This window comes from Mongoliitalea lutea (genome assembly GCF_014652135.1).
GTDB lineage: Bacteria > Bacteroidota > Bacteroidia > Cytophagales > Cyclobacteriaceae > Mongoliitalea > Mongoliitalea lutea.
On sequence record NZ_BMYF01000014.1, the window covers coordinates 21,134 to 36,835 of the forward strand.

Below are 15,702 nucleotides of genomic sequence, written 5' to 3' on the forward strand. Positions count from 1 at the left end.
ATATACCTAGGTTATTTTTGTAATCGGTGAATCATCTTTAAGTTTTTCATCCATCAACCTATGTTTAAAAAATGCACCTGGTATCATTTGAACGTTAAGCATTCTCATTTTTTCATTAACTTCCTGTTTCAATCCATCCCCTTTATGAAAAATATTCTCTACTTATTACTCCTAAGCCTTTTGTTCAGCTGCCAAGCCCCCACTGAAAAAGCCAAACACTTGGGCCACATGCATGCTTTCATAGAAATGGTTGCTGCGGATGTGAAGCCCATTGCCCTAAGCGAACCCATGGACCCGAAAATGGTGGATAAACTATGGGAGGAAGTCATGACCATGGCGGAGAATGCGGGCGTTGGGGTATTTAGAGAACCTGAGCTTATTCAAACTTCCTTATTTCCTTCGTCTGTTGCTTCGGGAAAAGAAGTGCTGATTTTCCACAAAGAAAATTCTCTCGCAGCCTATTTGGATTTAAAAAGCGATCTCTCCAAACTCGACCCGGAGGCAGCGGCAAGAAGATTCGGGAGATTATTAGGCTATCCTTCGCATTACATCAACCACTTACTTTCCAAGAATACAGACTTTCAATCGCTGCCTGATTTCGGTATCCAAGCAACCAATATCTTCCTGTACTACAAAGACCTTGCAAATGCATCAGACTTTTATGGAAGTCTCTTGGGTTTGGAAAAAGTCACAGACTATGCATTTGCCAAAACCTTCCGCATCTCAACGGATGCTTACCTCACATTGGTAGACGAAGCTGTTGGCAGACATAAGGCGGATGAACCCAAAACTGTAGCCATCGCATTGTTAACCGACCAATTGCCCGAGTGGTATGCGTACCTGTTGGAAAAGAATGTTCCCATCAAATACACCTACAAACCAAAAACTGATAACGCCCACGATGGATTTGTGGCTATAGATCCAGAAGGTTACTTATTGGAATTTGAAACCTTCAAGCAGCATCCTGAAAATGAATTGCTGATGCCTCAATTGAAAAAATTTGAAGCACTTCCAACAACCAACCCTTCCATCGCAGCAGGTTTGGGTTTCTATGGAGCAGTATTTTGGACCTACTATGAGGACTTGCAAGAAGCAGATATCTTTTATAAAGAAAAAGTTGGCCTTCCACTAATCGTTGATCAAGGTTGGGCAAAAGTATATCAGGCATCGCAAACAGGATACATTGGTTTGGTAGATGAACGTAGAGGCATGCACAACTTTACCGAAAAAAAGGGAAGTAGTATAGCCTTTATAATGCAAGACTTAGAAGGTTGGTATGCATATGTTCAGGCACAAACTCCCTTCACTCTACACCGGGAATGGTATGAAGGTGCTGACAAGCGTTACCAAGCATTTGTTGGCATAGACACGGGAGGTTATTTCTTAGAATTTAATAGCTTCAATCCACATCCTGACAACGAAGCATTTCTAAAACTACTGCTGCCCGAATGGAAATTTTATTGATAGCCATTGCTGCATTTTTCACAGCTATTCTCACCTTCTTTTCAGGGTTTGGCTTGGGAACCATATTGACTCCTGTTTTTATGGTCTTTTTCCCAGTAGACCTCGCGATCGCCTTGACTGGAGTGGTTCACTTTTTCAACAATATCTTCAAGCTTTTATTGGTTGGAAAAAATGCAGATAAAGCTGTCCTGATAAGATTTGGAGTGCCTGCGGTGATCGCCGCTTTTGCAGGTTCTTGGGTTTTACTCAATATCACCAAATTGGATCCTTTATTCAGCTACGAGCTTTTTGGAAAGACCTTTTCGGTCGAGCCGATGAAGTTTATTGTCGCTATCCTTTTGATAATTTTTGCTTTGATGGACCTTATCCCATACTTTCAAAATTTTCAGTTTGGAAAAGAAAAATTGCCTTTCGGCGGATTTCTAAGCGGGTTTTTTGGAGGACTTTCGGGGAATCAAGGAGCACTTCGTGCAGCATTTTTGATTAAGGCAGGATTATCCAAAGAAGCATTTATCGGCACAGCAGTAGTCGTATCTACCTTTGTTGATTTTACCCGACTGAGTGTGTATGCTACACGCTTTGTAAGTACGGATTTAAGTGATAACCTGACTGTGGTAGTGACTGCAACCCTTGCAGCAATTACAGGTGCATACATTGGAAACAAGCTCTTGAAAAAAGTGACACTAAAATCTATTCAAATGACAGTAGCGATTTTACTGATTGTGTTATCCATCGCTTTAGGTGCGGGGTGGATTTAGAAAATGATTGCATTGATAGTAATCCTATCAATATAAGAAACCAAAAAGCCATAAAGGAATAGATTTCCCGACTGGATATTCAAGGTCATCTTTGACAAGCCAAGAGTTTTCAATTGCACTGACTTGCTTAGCATCTTTATTTTTACCTCCAATCTCAAAAATATATTTTCTATCCACCAAAAAATCACCTGCTTTTGGATATGAAATGGTATGGTTAACCCCCACTTGATTGTTAAAAAACAATTCTCTTACCGTACCGATTGCTGGAGATTCTTCCGAAAGTGCATACAACAGATTGGTATTTTCAAGAAATATTTTTTCAGGTTTTTGAAGAATTGCGGTACTGTTACCACTGCTTTGAAGAAGACTTAAAAGCCGCGCTTCCTCCAAAAAATACAGATAATTATTAATCGAATTTCTATGGATGCCCGTCTTCTCCGCAAGTTTATTAATATTAGGTTTAAAGGGCACTTGCTGCGCTACCACAAAAAGCAACTGTAACATTTTTTTTGCATGCCTAATATCGAATCCTTTCAGTTCGGCCATATCATATTCTACAATCAGCCGTGTTTGCTGCTTGATTCGTTGATAATACCCCAACTTATCTTCAGATTGATAAGGGTAGTAACCTTGCTTGAGATACTCTTGAAAATACCTCAAGGGCTTGAAATCAGTTGGGAAGTTGCTCCGAATACTTTCTTTTTCAAACAAAGGCTTTTCTAACTCAATAGAAGGTAAATCCAATCCATAAGTATATGTAAGATATTCACGGTAGGAAAGCCCTTTCAACTCATACATAAGCGCTCTCCTGCTCAAATCCCCTTCCTGCTTGGCGATATCAATAATGGATGAACCAGTAAAGATTATTTCTAAATCTCTATACCGATCATAAAGATTTTTGATTTCCTGTGACCATGTAGGATACTTATGCACCTCATCCAATACCAACAGTTTACCCCCCTGCTGATAAAATGTTTTTACTGTGTCAGTCAACCGATTCCCTGAAAAATATATATCATCCAAAGAAAAATACGCTTTCTGTGAAATCGGAAGCTGGGATTCTTTTAATCTCTGGAGTAAGAGCGTAGTTTTACCTGTTCCCCTGGCACCTTTGATACCTATCAATCTGTTTTCCCAATTAATTTGAGCAAAAAGATATCTTTTAAAGTCTAGAGAGACTTCATGAATCAATTGTTCGGAATTTAACAATAGCTCTTCCATAACTGTACATATACTTGTGCAAATATAAACATTTAACGCATTTATACTTGTGCAAAAAATAAATATTTTGCATATTTGAACATGCATTAGTTGAAAAGCCCTTCTTTACACACGATAGAAAACAGCTTTAAGAAAATCTGTTGAGTTTAAACCCATTAATCAGCTAAGCAATCCTAACAACAAAACCATCATCCCTTTGACAGAAGACTTTTCAACTTTGATCCACTACTTTGAAAGACTCCAAAAACTTTCACCTGCCTCTCAGGAAGCAATTAAGGCTATTTGTTCAGCTGTACATATTCCCAAAAACCAGGATCTCCAAGCCATTGGGCATACCTGTAAGACTATATACTTTGTCAAAAAAGGGATAGCCAGGATCTACTACTACAAGGATGGAACTGACATTACAGAATCCTTTGCCTTAGAAAACTCGCTGATTGCGAGGGTAGAGAGTTTGTTTACAGGTAAGCCCAGCAAAAAAGGCATTCAAGTATTGGAAGATGCTGATTTCATCGGAATTCATTCCCCTGCCTTGTTTGATTTATATGATGCTTTCCCTGAGATTGAGCGCCTGTTTCGGAAAATTTTTGAAGCTGCCTATGTAGATACCGTTAATCGAATAGAAAGTATTCAATTCCATACAGCCGAAGAGCGCTATCATGACCTTATAACCTCTTCGCCTGATATTTTACAACGTGTTCCCCTCAAGCACATAGCTTCTTACCTCGGAATCACCCAAGTCAGCCTAAGTAGGATACGAGCAAAAGGAGCCAGGTAACTTATTTCCCATCAAGTTCCTTCCGCGAGCCTACCCCCCACTTTGCGACAGCAAGCCCATCTGTGTCAATCCGTGATCATCACATTTACAATCTGTGTCAAAAAATCAATCTGGATACCTCTAAGATCTCAGGGCTACGCCCCTCTAATTCCCTAAAACTTAATCGTTACAAGGAAGTTATCAGGGCTACGCCCCTTTTACATTGGATTGCATAATACATTTCAAATCCCAAAAATCAACCCCAATTATCCTTTTTCATTTGATTTCCTTCCGAGTATTCCCCACCCTCCGAGAGCCTACTTTTTAACATATGTAAAAGGAATCCGATGCTTAGCTTAGGACCTTTGTGTTTCAATTCTGAAATACATGGAAAAAGTATCATTGGGCTTACGAGAAAACTGGAAACAATTCACCCTTTTAGTCATCATCAATGCCTTTGTGGGCGGGATGGTTGGTTTGGAGAGAAGTATCCTTCCCCAAATAGCAGAAGCCGAATTTGGCATTGCCGCAAAATCCGCCATTCTATCATTCATCATTGTTTTTGGTATAGTTAAAGCCGTTTCCAACTATTTCGCAGGGACATTTGCCAATACGATTGGACGGAAAAACCTCTTAACCATTGGTTGGCTATTTGGGATTCCTGTTCCATTTATTCTCATGTATGCTTCCTCCTGGGACTGGGTAGTGGCCGCTAATGTGCTGTTGGGGATCAATCAAGGTTTGGCTTGGAGTAGTACTGTGGTCATGAAAATAGACTTGGTGGGAGAAAAGCAGCGTGGATTTGCCATGGGACTCAATGAATTTGCCGGTTACTTAGCCGTGGCTGTTGTTGCTTTTTTGACAGGATACATAGCTTCTGAATATGGCCTACGTCCATATCCTTTCTATTTAGGGATCGGATTGGCCATACTCGGGTTACTCTGCTCAATTTTTTTGATCAAAGACACTCAAAAACACGTTCAGGCCGAAAATACTGTAAGTACCATCCCCCGTTTGGAAAACAGTTTTTGGGACACAACATGGAAGCACCCAAATTTAGGTTCAGTTACCCAAGCAGGATTAGTCAACAACTTAAATGACGGAATGGCTTGGGGCTTATTTCCAATTTTGTTAGCCAGCAAAGGCTTCAGTTTGGAAGCAGTAGGTATAGTAACCGCCACTTATCCTGCTGTATGGGGATTCGGGCAATTGATTACTGGAAAGATGGCTGATATGTATTCCAAAAAGGCATTGCTTTTTATCGGTATGCTTTTACAAGGGCTAGTGTTATTGATATTTCCCTGGGCTATTGACCTCTCCCATTATATCATATTATCCGCTTTATTAGGATGGGGTACAGCTATGGTATATCCCACATTTTTGGCGACTGTTGCTGAAAATACTCACCCAGAAGACCGGGCAGTATCTGTTGGGGTATTTAGGCTTTGGAGAGATTTGGGCTATGCCATAGGCGCAATCCTTACAGGAATTATTGCAGACAGACTAGGAATCAATTATGCGGTGTTTGTGATTGGAGTATTGACAATTTTCTCGGCTGGAGTTTTGGGGATTCGGATGAAAAAAACAATTTACCCCTCTGATTTTAAATAGTTTAAGCAAACTTCTTAGAGTCATTTAAGACCAAATAATGGTCAATAGGGAAGTATTTGGCATTTTTCTTGATTTGAGTAAAGCTCAACCAACTATATTACCTATGTTACAATTCAAAAAATTTAACTGGATTTTGGGTCTTTTAATGTTGCCTTTCTTGGCTTGTGATAGCCTAGACCGAGATGAGAGTATCTCTGAAGGTATGGCCAGAGTAAACGTTTTTCTTGTGGATGCACCCGCCGCTTTTGATGAAGTTTGGGTGGAAGTAGTAGCTGTAGAAATTTTACCTAAAGGTGGCCGAGAAGAAAACGAAAGTGCTTGGCTGAACTTACCCTACGAACGAAATAATGGTAAAATCAACCTCTTAACATTGACAGGAGGAAACTCCGAAAATTTAGGTGCTATTGAAGTACCAGCCGGAGAAATTTCCCAGATCAGATTGATCTTGGGTAATGACAATTACATTATTTCCAATGGACAGCGACTTAATTTAACTACACCAAGCGCCCAACAAAGCGGTTTGAAATTGAAAGTGGATAAACCAATCCAAGCAGGTGTAAGTTATGATTTGGTTATTGATTTTGATGTGGCACGATCTATTGTGAGGGCAGGTAATTCCGGACAGTTTATTTTAAGACCTGTCTTACGTGTTGTAGCAGAAGCTTTAGCCACTTTAGAAGGTACAGTATTGCCTTTGGAAGCAGGACCAGTATCTGTACAGGCAATTCTCGGACAGGATACCGTAGGTACCTTCACGAATGAAAATGGAATTTTTGTGATGAGAGGATTAAGAGAAGGAACGTACAATGTATTGTTGACTCCAAATGAAGACTTTGAACCTTTACTCTTAGAAGGATTGGTATTGACAGCGGGTGAAACCAAGCGATTGGAACCTGAACAATTAATCCCTGCAACAGAGGAAGTGGAAGGAGATTAATCCCAAACAATGCAGCAAGAGGCTCATGGACAGATACGCTCCTGAGCCTCTTTTGCTTGTATAACACCCAAACCTACAGCCTTGTGAAGGTCTTGGCAGGCATCTATTTTTTTACCCAATCGATACCTGGTTATCCCTCGCTGATAATAGGCAGGACCAAATGCAGGGTCCCAAACCAATGCCACGGAATAAAAAGCAATGGCCTGCTCCCATTGGTCATTTCTATACAATGCATTCCCCTTTCCAAAATTGGCACGTACATGAGTCGGATCTATCGCCAACACTTCTTCATAAGTTTTTACCGCTGCCTCCCACTGATCCAATTTTTCCATTACATACCCTAGGTTAAACAAGACCTCCACATCCTTGGGTTGAAGATCATTGGCCATGTTCAAATCCATGAAGGCCTCTTGCCAGTTTTCCTGTTGTATCCATTGAAAACCCCGTTGCTTATACGACAAATAAAAGTCAGGTTCATCCGCTATGGATTGGCTATACAATTCGACAGCCTTTTCCCAATCCCCCGTTTTCTGAGCCAATTCCGCCAAATACTGATGCGCAACTGGATGATAGGGATCCAACTCCAATGCCCTCAAAAAATACCCTTCTGCCAATGCTAGCTCTCCCATTACTTGATAAACCTTACCCAAATTAATGAGATAATCAGGCTGTCTGGGATTGAGCTTAATTGCCTCTGAAAATGATTGGATGGATTCTTGATATTCCTGCATCTGAAAAGCCACTAGGCCTAGCTGCATATAAATATGATCTTTTTTACCACTTTGCTGGGACACGATTCCTGTAATACCAGTCGCAAAAGTTGGTCGCTGATACAAAATAGTGGTAGTCTCCCGTGTAGGCATGGACAACAAACTTCTAAAATCGTTCTTTGCTAATTCATATTGCTTTAATTGAAAGCGTACCATCCCCCGATTAAAAATCCCCTCCGTGTGCATGGGGTCCAACTCCAAAAGAATATTCAAATCCGTCAAGGCACCTTCCAAATCCCCAGCCTTTTCAAATACCATAGACCGGTAAAAATACACTTCTGCAAAATACGGACGCTCTTGAATGATGCCGGTCAAAATTTCAAATGCATCAATCAGTTCACCTTCGTCTGAGAGCTTGAGCGCTTTTTCCATCTCTCGGTCCAAAGCTGCATATTGAGCCATAAGATTTCCATTCAAACAAAGAAACCCAAACATCAGCCAATATCTTAGCGTCGCACTCATGGTCCAATGTTACGCAATTTGAATCTGAAAAAAAAGAGGCACCATCCAGTGCCCTTTCCCTACTTATACTAATTTTTTTGTTTTCAGCTCACCCGCCAACTCCATCAGAAATGCATCAATTGTCCCTTGCTTCACATGTGGCATAACAACGATTTTATACCATTCTGCTTTTCCGTCATAAGAATTAGCTACGAGATAGTATTTATGCGCCAACTCCTCTGACATATACTTGGACTTGATCGCGATAATATTCAAATAGGGATTTCGAAAATACTGCACACCCATATTTTCCAACTTCTTACAGATGCGCTCGGTGCGGTCACATAGTGTTTCCATCTTATACTTCCAACCCTCCGAACCATGGATTTGTAAAATCATCCACATAGAAATGGCATTGGCTCCAGAACGGCTTCCACTGACGGTGTAATCTTTGCCCGGAATATATTTGGCCTCATCTGTCTTTACGTAATCAAAAAATCCTTTTCGAATCAAAAACAAACCCGTACCGTATGGTGTCTGTAGCATCTTATGCCCGTCAGCTGTAATGGAGTTCATGTAGGGATTTTGGAAGGTAAATCGGCTCGTGGGATTGGTAAACGGATAGATAAACCCTCCGTAGGCTGCGTCTACGTGAATTTTGAATGGGACATTCATATTGGTAAAAAAGTCCCCAAGCATATCAATATCATCCACTGATCCAAACATCGTAGTGGAAAGGTTAGCGATGACTATAAAGTATTTGATCCCCTCTTCGGTTGCCTGCTTGAATTTTTCTTCCAAGGAAGATAATAGAATCTCCCGAGTATCCATATCCACCTCCAACATGATATTGGTCAAGCCAAGGATATTCGCTCCCTTTGGCATGGAATAGTGTGCATCTTTGGAATAGACCAAAGCGATTTCTCCCAATCGGGCATCATATTCTTTTTGAAAATAATTACGGTACACCCACATAGCCTGAATATTGGCTTCCGTTCCTCCGGTGGCAACATAGCCATCTACAGAATCAGGGTCTCCATTAAAAATCTCTTCTGCTGTCAGCTTGATCAGCTCTCGCTCAATTTTCTGGGTACCTTCAAAAACCTCCAAAACAGATTCCTCACTTAGGGTATGCACACCAATATGATTAGGATTTCTCACCATTGCGGACATATAAGGAGCGTCTTGCAAAAAAGGAGCATCCGGATAAAACTCGGAAGTATCCAAATAGGTCCCCGGGATACCTAAGATTGGTCGGTCACCTCTGTAATCTAAATTTTTTTCTAAGGCATCAAATACACGAGCCTTTACTTGTTCGTGGGATAATTTTTTCCAATACATGGTAATTTTTTAAATGAATTGTAGAATCAGTTCCAAATTTTCCAGGCAGCTTCGGCCTGTAATTCGAGCATTTCCAATCCATTTTTTACCAATGCACCGCGCGCTTCCAAGGAGCGCATCAAAAATGTTTTTTCAGGATTATACACTAAATCATACACCTTATGCTTCGCCGTAATCCAATCAGGATTGATTTGAGGCATTTGCTCGGTGTTGGGATAAGTTCCAAGAGGGGTTGTATTGATGATCAACTCATGGGCATCTAAGAGTTGAGAATCTTGATTGAGCTGTTGGTAATCGACTCGGTTTTTTGAAGCATCTGCTGTACGGGATACTACCGTGTAGCTAATTCCTAAATCCTTCAAGGCTTGATTGACGGCTTTGGAAGCACCACCGGTACCCAGTACCAATGCTTTGGGCCGCTGACCTTCCAGCCAGACATCCAAGGAGTCCTTGAAGCCAATATAATCGGTATTGTAACCCGTAAGTTTTCCGTCTTTTATCTGTATACAATTCACTGCGCCAATTGCAGCACAAGCAGGATCCAAGGTGTCTAAAAAAGGTATTACTTGCTCCTTGTAAGGAATCGTGACGCTAAGACCTTCCAGATCAGGATTTCCCTTGAGAATTTCTGGAAAATCTGCAATCTGAGGAATTTCGTATAAATCAAACTGACAGTCAGCCAATCCTTCACGCTCAAACTTGGCGCTGAAGTATTTTTTGGAAAAGGAATGTCCCAAAGGATAACCGATCAATCCGAATTTTCTCATTTTCTATTGATATAATACGCTGCCCGCTCAATTCCTAAAACTAGGATGATGCCAGATGAAAAAGCAACGATCGCATACAAAAATAAGGATTCTTCTCCAGTTACGGCCAAGTAATTTTGAGGAAGGATATTTTCTGTCAAAAAAGGCTTTTGCACACCAGAAGATGACATTCGGTAAGAAATAACTTCTTTCCAAGGCCAAATCTTATTGATTGAACCCAACATAAAACCTGATAAAAGCGCAATCGTCAAGGCATGGAAGTTTTTCAATAACCAGGAAATTAAACGGCTAAATGAAAGTAAACCTACTACGCAACCTGTGGCAAAAACCGCCAATGTCAGCACATCCTTAGAAGATACTGCACTCAATACACGCTCATATTGACCCAATATCAGAAGTAGGAAACTACCGGAAATACCCGGCAGAATCATCGCACATATAGCAATAGCTCCTGCTATAAATACAAACCATGTGGCATCAGGAGTACTTGTAGGAGGCAAACCTGTAATCAGGTAAGCGACTACTGTTCCAATCAGCAACGCTGCAATCGAACCAATCGTCCACTGTTGAATATCTCGAAGGATGATGATCGCTGATATGATGATCAATCCACAGAAAAATGACCACAAGGGTATAGGATATTCATCCATCAAAAAAGTAATCACTTTGGATAAAGTGAAGATACTCGTCAGGATACCCGCAAGTAAAATAAGTAAGAAACCTCCGTTGACATGCTTCCAAACTTCTGTGAATTTCCCTTTCAGCAACAGCTGCAGGGCTGTTTTATCCACTGACTTAATGCTATCCAGGAGTTTTTCATAGATACCAGTAATCAAGGCAATAGACCCGCCTGATACACCCGGTACAATATCGGCCGCCCCCATGGACATACCCTTGAGAAATAACAATACAGAATTTTTAATTCCACTCATACGCGCAAAGAAAAGGCTTTCCGGCAGTACCGAAAAGCCTATCAAGATATTTTAAATTTTGTGAGTTCCTAAGAAATGATCAAAGGTATCGCCCCTCAATCCCAAACGGATAGTTTCCAACGGTATTAATTCATTGGGTGCAATATTCCCTAAATTTACATTCGCTCCCAAGAGCTTCACAAACCATACTTGCTGCTCTTTCTGTGGTGCTTCCCAAATGATTTTTTCTTCTGGAATTTTGGTAAGAATCTCCTCAACCAAGCCTTGTCTTACTTCCCCAGAATCTCGGAACAAACCAACGGTACCGCCTTCTCTAGCCTCACCAATGACCTTCCAGCTTCCTGCATCCAACTCATTTTGCATCTGCTCAATCCACTTGTACGGAGGAATGATTTTGGCTGCATCTTTAGATCCAACCTCTGATAATACGGTTACATCTTGAGCTAATGTGCGGATAAATTCACATTTTTTATCATGTGGCAAACTGATTGATCCATCAGATACTTCGGCAAACTGCAAGCCGTACTTATCCAAAACCTTTCTGTAATCTTCAAATTGACCACGGATGACGAATGCCTCAAACAAGGTTCCTCCAAAGTATACAGGAACACCAGCATCGCGGTAAATCTCAATCTTTTCTGCTAGATTTTTGGTCAGATAAGAAGTTGCCCAACCTAGCTTTACAATATCAACGTAGTCACTGTTAGCACTGAGAAAATTCTCTACTTCCCTGATGCTCAATCCTTTATCCATGACCATGGTAAAGCCTGATGCGCGTGGTTTTTCTGTTCGCACAGGGAGGTTTTTTAGAATGTAATTCATTCCAATATGTTTTGGTGAATAGACTTAAATTTACTGAGACACGTTACTTGTACTGAGAGATAATCTTGAAAATTGCCTTCTGCTGCTTAAGCTCGGGCATGAGTTCGAAGAGAATCGTGTGCCTTTCAAAGTCCAAAGTTAATGCATTTTCCAAATAATTAAAGGCTTCTTTGTATTTGCCGATTTTTAAGAGAAAAACAACCAAACGGTAGTACAACTCAGACTCTTCTGGAAGTTCTTCGATCCCTTCCTTCAAGACATCCATGCACTCTTCAAATCTATTTTGATCGTAGTAGATAATAGCCAAGTTGACATACGTCTCCATGATACCCGGCTCCAACTTGATAGCCTCCTCATAAGCTTCGGAGCTCGCTTGCAAATTGCCCAATTGATATTCTGCATCTGCTAAGCCCACCCAATAATTAGGATTCTCTCCGGTAATGGAAATAGCCTTCTTAAAATAGTGAATGGCCTCAAAAAACTTCTCTTTCTTAAGCATGCACATGCCTAGCCCAAACCAAGCATCATCGTATTCTGGATCAAGCTTTGCCGACTTTTTGAAATACTTGAATGCCATATCGATCTGATCGAGCTTTTCATAAGCAGCACCCATATAGCAACAGTTCTCGGCATTGGCACCTTCGCAATTGATGGTGTTTTGATAGGCTTCTAAAGCCAGGTCAAATTGCTGGGTGTTCATGTAGGCATTGCCTAAGTTGAAATAGGCACTGGCAAAGCTATCATCGATAATCAATGCATAGTCGTAGGCTTTGATCGCTTCATCATAGCGGCCCAAGCGATTATATACCACACCCAAGTTATACCAAGCACCAGCAGAATAGGGATCCTGATCGATAAATTCCTGATAAAACTGCAAGATTTCTTCAAAGGTTCCTTCCTCTTCGGTAATCATGGCCAACTGAAAAAGTGCATCTTCATGATTGATGCGGATTTTCACACACTCTTTGTAATAGTGAATGGCTTTTTCAGTATTGGATTCGGAGCGGTAAAGGTTACCCAGCAAATAAAACGCCTCCGCCTTATCATCTGCCAATGGTATAAAATCCTCCAACATTTCAATCGCTTCTTTTCCACTACCCGCCATCATCATGGCATTGGCATAGGCAAACACGATGTCCTCATTGTTTGGAGACAAATTATTGATGCTTTCCAAAAGCTCAAGACCTTCATCCAATTCATCGACAAAGATCAAACTTTGAGCCTTTAGAAGCTTTATTTCTACACTGTATGGAAATTTCTCTAGGGCGTAATCTGAGGCTTTGAGTGCCTTAACGAATTTTTGCTCTTCGAAATAGAAGCGAATAATATTCTCAAACTCTTCTTCTTCAAAATAGAGATCTAAATTCGACTTTTGGGAATTCTCAAACCTTTCTACGAGGTTTTTATCCTCTTCCCATTCATTTTCAAAGTCTCCTGTCATCGCAAGGGGTTTTGGTTTTCTTAAGATACCAAATAAATCACATCTCCAAAATCAATTGGCTAATATTTTTTTCAACCATCAGGTCGAAAAAAGCAATCATTGGTACCGCATATATCAACAAGGGAAAGGGTTTATTCGTTCGAAAGTGCCCAGTGAAAGGACTTTTCTAATGGTATAAACTCATAGGGAATCAAGGATTTGACTTTAGAGTTATCCATGATAACTTGAAGCTGGGACATCATGGCCACCTGCTTATTAAGAGGTGTTTTGACAAGGCCAAAAATTTTTCCAATTCCCTGAGTGAAAAGCGCTATTTTTAATAGAAAAGAAGTCACTGGTTTCGAAGGAGCTGTTTTTCCAAAGACTTTTGCCATAGTAGCAAAGAAATCCTTATAAGAAATGCTGTTTGCATTGAGAATTACTGATTCATTCCATACCTCTTTTTGAAAGAGTTGGAAGATCAAAGAAACCACATCGCGTACATCAATGTAATTAATCGTACCCAAGGGATAATAGCTCTTCTCAGTCAAGACATAATCATACACTTGCGCACTGGATCGCTGGTCTGAAATTTTGGTTAGAATCACCGAAGGATGAACTACTAAAGCCTGTAAGCCTTCCTGTACAGCTCTCCATACTTCCAAGTCACCAAAGTGCTTGGATACAGCATAGGGGGTATTCAAGGGAGAATTGATCCATTGCTGATTTTCATCAATGAGGTTTTGTTCCGGAGACTTTCCTAATGCAGCTACTGAACTGACATGAATGAGTTTTTTCACTCCTTTCTCCAGCATGGCATTGACCAAGTTAGCCGTCCCTTCCCAATTGACTTTATTCAACAGTTCGCGGTCTTTGTTATCAAATGAAACCAATCCAGCAGCATGAATCACCAAATCTATTCCTTTTAAAGCATCTTCCAAGCTAATTGGATCTAAAAGGTCTCCTTCATGCCATATGATTGGGAGGTTTTTCTCGATTAAGGAAAAATTGGCATTAGCTCTTTTCAGTCCATGTATTTGACCAACTTGACTAAATTTTTTGGCTAATTTACTTCCGAGAACCCCCGTAATTCCCGTAATCAGGATTTTCATAAAAACTTATTTAACACATTTTGCTGCTGAAGCTTTTCGTAGTATTTAGATTTTGGTAAACTCTCCAACATATCCAAATAACGATGATTGTGACAATCTGTTCCAAAGAATTTGACTTTTTTCTCATCTATTAGCATCTCAGCAAAGCTTTTAATCGGCTTGGAGTAAAACCCTGTCAATGAAAGAAGATTTATCTGAAAATAAACTTCTCTGTCAATCAAATCAGACAATAATTTTTTATCTTGAATAAGGTATTGATAACGTTCTGGATGAGCAAAAACTGGCTTATAACCACGCATTTCCATAGCAAAAAAAATCTCAAATAACATCTGTGGTTTATTAATGAATCCAGTTTCTACTAAAACATAGTTATTAGCAATAGGGAGAAGCTTTTCTCCATTTTGAACTTTATCCAAAAAAATTTCATCTAAATAATACTCAGCGGCAGCCGTTAATTCAACATTGATTTTTTCCATGATCAATGCCTCTTGAACCAATTTTAAACCTGCAATAATAGACTCAGGAGTATTTTTATAAAATTCAGACATTACATGAGGAGTCGTAATTATTTTACGCAATCCTAATTCATGCATTCGTCGAATCAAAGAAATTGATTCTTCAATAGTCTTTGCTCCATCATCAATTCCTGGAATCAGATGAGAATGAACATCTACCTGCATCCAATCCAATCGTAATGGTTCAAATTCGGCCTCTCTTTTTTTAATCAAGAAATTTAATAATCCCATTATAATCCACCTTCACTTAATATTACAAACTCTTCCAAAGTTGGCCAATTTTTATCTTTATCGGAAAGTATAGGTTCTGAAACTTTCCAATCAATTTTTAGTGCTGGATCACTCCAAAGTATACCACCTTCGCTATCCTTATTGTAGTATGATGAACACTTATATGAAAAAACTGCATCTTCCAAAACAGAAAACCCATGCGCAAACCCTTGAGGTATGTAAACCATGTTATGAACTTTAGAGTCGAGAACTTGGGAAAAGCTTTGCCCAAAAGTCTCTGAACCTTTTCTCAGATCAACAACCACATCTAGCACCTTTCCTGTTATTACTCTAACCAATTTAGCTTGGGAATGTAGCCCTTTTTGAAAGTGCAGACCACGTAGTGTTCCTGCTTTGGAAAATGACTGATTTTCTTGAACCCAAGAATTTTCTATACCTGCCTCTAAGAAAGCATTACTGCGAAATGATTCAAGAAAATATCCTCGATTATCTTCATACACCTGAGGATAAATCTCAATCAATCCTTTAATAGGGGTTTCAATGACTTTCATCTTTTTTTTTAATATTCAAATATAATAGCTTTTCAACTGAGGTTGATAAATT

Annotated in this window: 15 protein-coding genes; 5 read left to right on the forward strand and 10 right to left on the reverse strand. The window is 40.0% G+C overall.

Annotated features, from left to right (window positions below; translation table 11 throughout):
- The first annotated feature begins 144 nt into the window (after window positions 1-144).
- Entirely contained in the window at window positions 145-1,464 is a 1,320-nt protein-coding gene (locus IE080_RS11865) for a VOC family protein (protein WP_229800612.1), read from the forward strand.
- Window positions 1,449-2,222 (forward strand): sulfite exporter TauE/SafE family protein, encoded by a 774-nt coding sequence (locus IE080_RS11870; RefSeq protein ID WP_189582619.1) that lies wholly within the window; start codon window positions 1,449-1,451, stop codon window positions 2,220-2,222. The genes IE080_RS11865 and IE080_RS11870 overlap by 16 nt, the downstream gene beginning before the upstream one ends.
- Window positions 2,223-2,249: 27 nt before the next feature.
- Here IE080_RS11870 and IE080_RS11875 read toward each other — a convergent pair whose 3' ends face one another.
- On the reverse strand, window positions 2,250-3,443 hold the full coding sequence (locus IE080_RS11875) for an ATP-binding protein (protein WP_189582623.1): 1,194 nt from the start codon (window positions 3,441-3,443) through the stop codon (window positions 2,250-2,252).
- Between the two features lie 196 nt (window positions 3,444-3,639).
- Here IE080_RS11875 and IE080_RS11880 point away from each other — a divergent pair, with 196 nt between their 5' ends.
- The 3 genes from IE080_RS11880 to IE080_RS11890 all read left to right on the forward strand — a co-directional run bounded on the left by IE080_RS11880 (window position 3,640) and on the right by IE080_RS11890 (window position 6,748).
- On the forward strand, window positions 3,640-4,221 hold the full coding sequence (locus IE080_RS11880) for a Crp/Fnr family transcriptional regulator (protein WP_229800613.1): 582 nt from the start codon (window positions 3,640-3,642) through the stop codon (window positions 4,219-4,221).
- A gap of 366 nt (window positions 4,222-4,587) precedes the next feature.
- Window positions 4,588-5,811, forward strand: coding sequence for an MFS transporter (locus tag IE080_RS11885; protein WP_189582627.1), 1,224 nt, complete (start codon window positions 4,588-4,590; stop codon window positions 5,809-5,811).
- A gap of 103 nt (window positions 5,812-5,914) precedes the next feature.
- Entirely contained in the window at window positions 5,915-6,748 is an 834-nt protein-coding gene (locus IE080_RS11890; RefSeq protein ID WP_189582630.1) for a DUF4382 domain-containing protein, read from the forward strand.
- A 23-nt stretch (window positions 6,749-6,771) separates the two neighbouring features.
- Here IE080_RS11890 and IE080_RS11895 read toward each other — a convergent pair whose 3' ends face one another.
- From IE080_RS11895 to rfbC, 9 genes are all read right to left on the reverse strand, one after another.
- Window positions 6,772-7,980 carry a tetratricopeptide repeat protein gene (locus tag IE080_RS11895; protein WP_189582633.1) on the reverse strand — a complete coding sequence of 403 codons (1,209 nt, stop codon included), beginning with the start codon at window positions 7,978-7,980 and terminating at the stop codon, window positions 6,772-6,774.
- A 63-nt stretch (window positions 7,981-8,043) separates the two neighbouring features.
- Window positions 8,044-9,300, reverse strand: a complete 1,257-nt coding sequence (locus tag IE080_RS11900) for a pyridoxal-dependent decarboxylase (protein WP_189582636.1) — start codon at window positions 9,298-9,300, stop codon at window positions 8,044-8,046.
- Window positions 9,301-9,326: 26 nt separating this feature from the next.
- The gene (locus IE080_RS11905; RefSeq protein ID WP_189582639.1) at window positions 9,327-10,067 is read right to left on the reverse strand and encodes a shikimate dehydrogenase family protein; all 741 of its coding nucleotides are present in this window, start codon (window positions 10,065-10,067) and stop codon (window positions 9,327-9,329) included.
- Window positions 10,064-10,999, reverse strand: a complete 936-nt coding sequence (locus IE080_RS11910; protein ID WP_189582642.1) for a polyprenyl-phosphate transporter — start codon at window positions 10,997-10,999, stop codon at window positions 10,064-10,066. The genes IE080_RS11905 and IE080_RS11910 overlap by 4 nt, the downstream gene beginning before the upstream one ends.
- Window positions 11,000-11,050: 51 nt before the next feature.
- Entirely contained in the window at window positions 11,051-11,821 is a 771-nt protein-coding gene (locus tag IE080_RS11915) for a phosphosulfolactate synthase (protein ID WP_189582645.1), read from the reverse strand.
- A 43-nt stretch (window positions 11,822-11,864) separates the two neighbouring features.
- Window positions 11,865-13,262 carry a tetratricopeptide repeat protein gene (locus tag IE080_RS11920; protein WP_189582648.1) on the reverse strand — a complete coding sequence of 466 codons (1,398 nt, stop codon included), beginning with the start codon at window positions 13,260-13,262 and terminating at the stop codon, window positions 11,865-11,867.
- Between the two features lie 131 nt (window positions 13,263-13,393).
- A complete protein-coding gene (locus IE080_RS11925) occupies window positions 13,394-14,353 on the reverse strand; it encodes an NAD-dependent epimerase/dehydratase family protein (RefSeq protein ID WP_189582652.1) in 960 nt (319 codons plus the stop codon).
- The gene (locus tag IE080_RS11930) at window positions 14,350-15,099 is read right to left on the reverse strand and encodes a tyrosine-protein phosphatase (protein WP_189582655.1); all 750 of its coding nucleotides are present in this window, start codon (window positions 15,097-15,099) and stop codon (window positions 14,350-14,352) included. The genes IE080_RS11925 and IE080_RS11930 overlap by 4 nt, the downstream gene beginning before the upstream one ends.
- A complete protein-coding gene (gene rfbC / locus IE080_RS11935; RefSeq protein ID WP_189582658.1) occupies window positions 15,099-15,650 on the reverse strand; it encodes a dTDP-4-dehydrorhamnose 3,5-epimerase in 552 nt (183 codons plus the stop codon). The genes IE080_RS11930 and rfbC overlap by 1 nt, the downstream gene beginning before the upstream one ends.
- Between the last annotated feature and the right edge of the window lie 52 nt (window positions 15,651-15,702).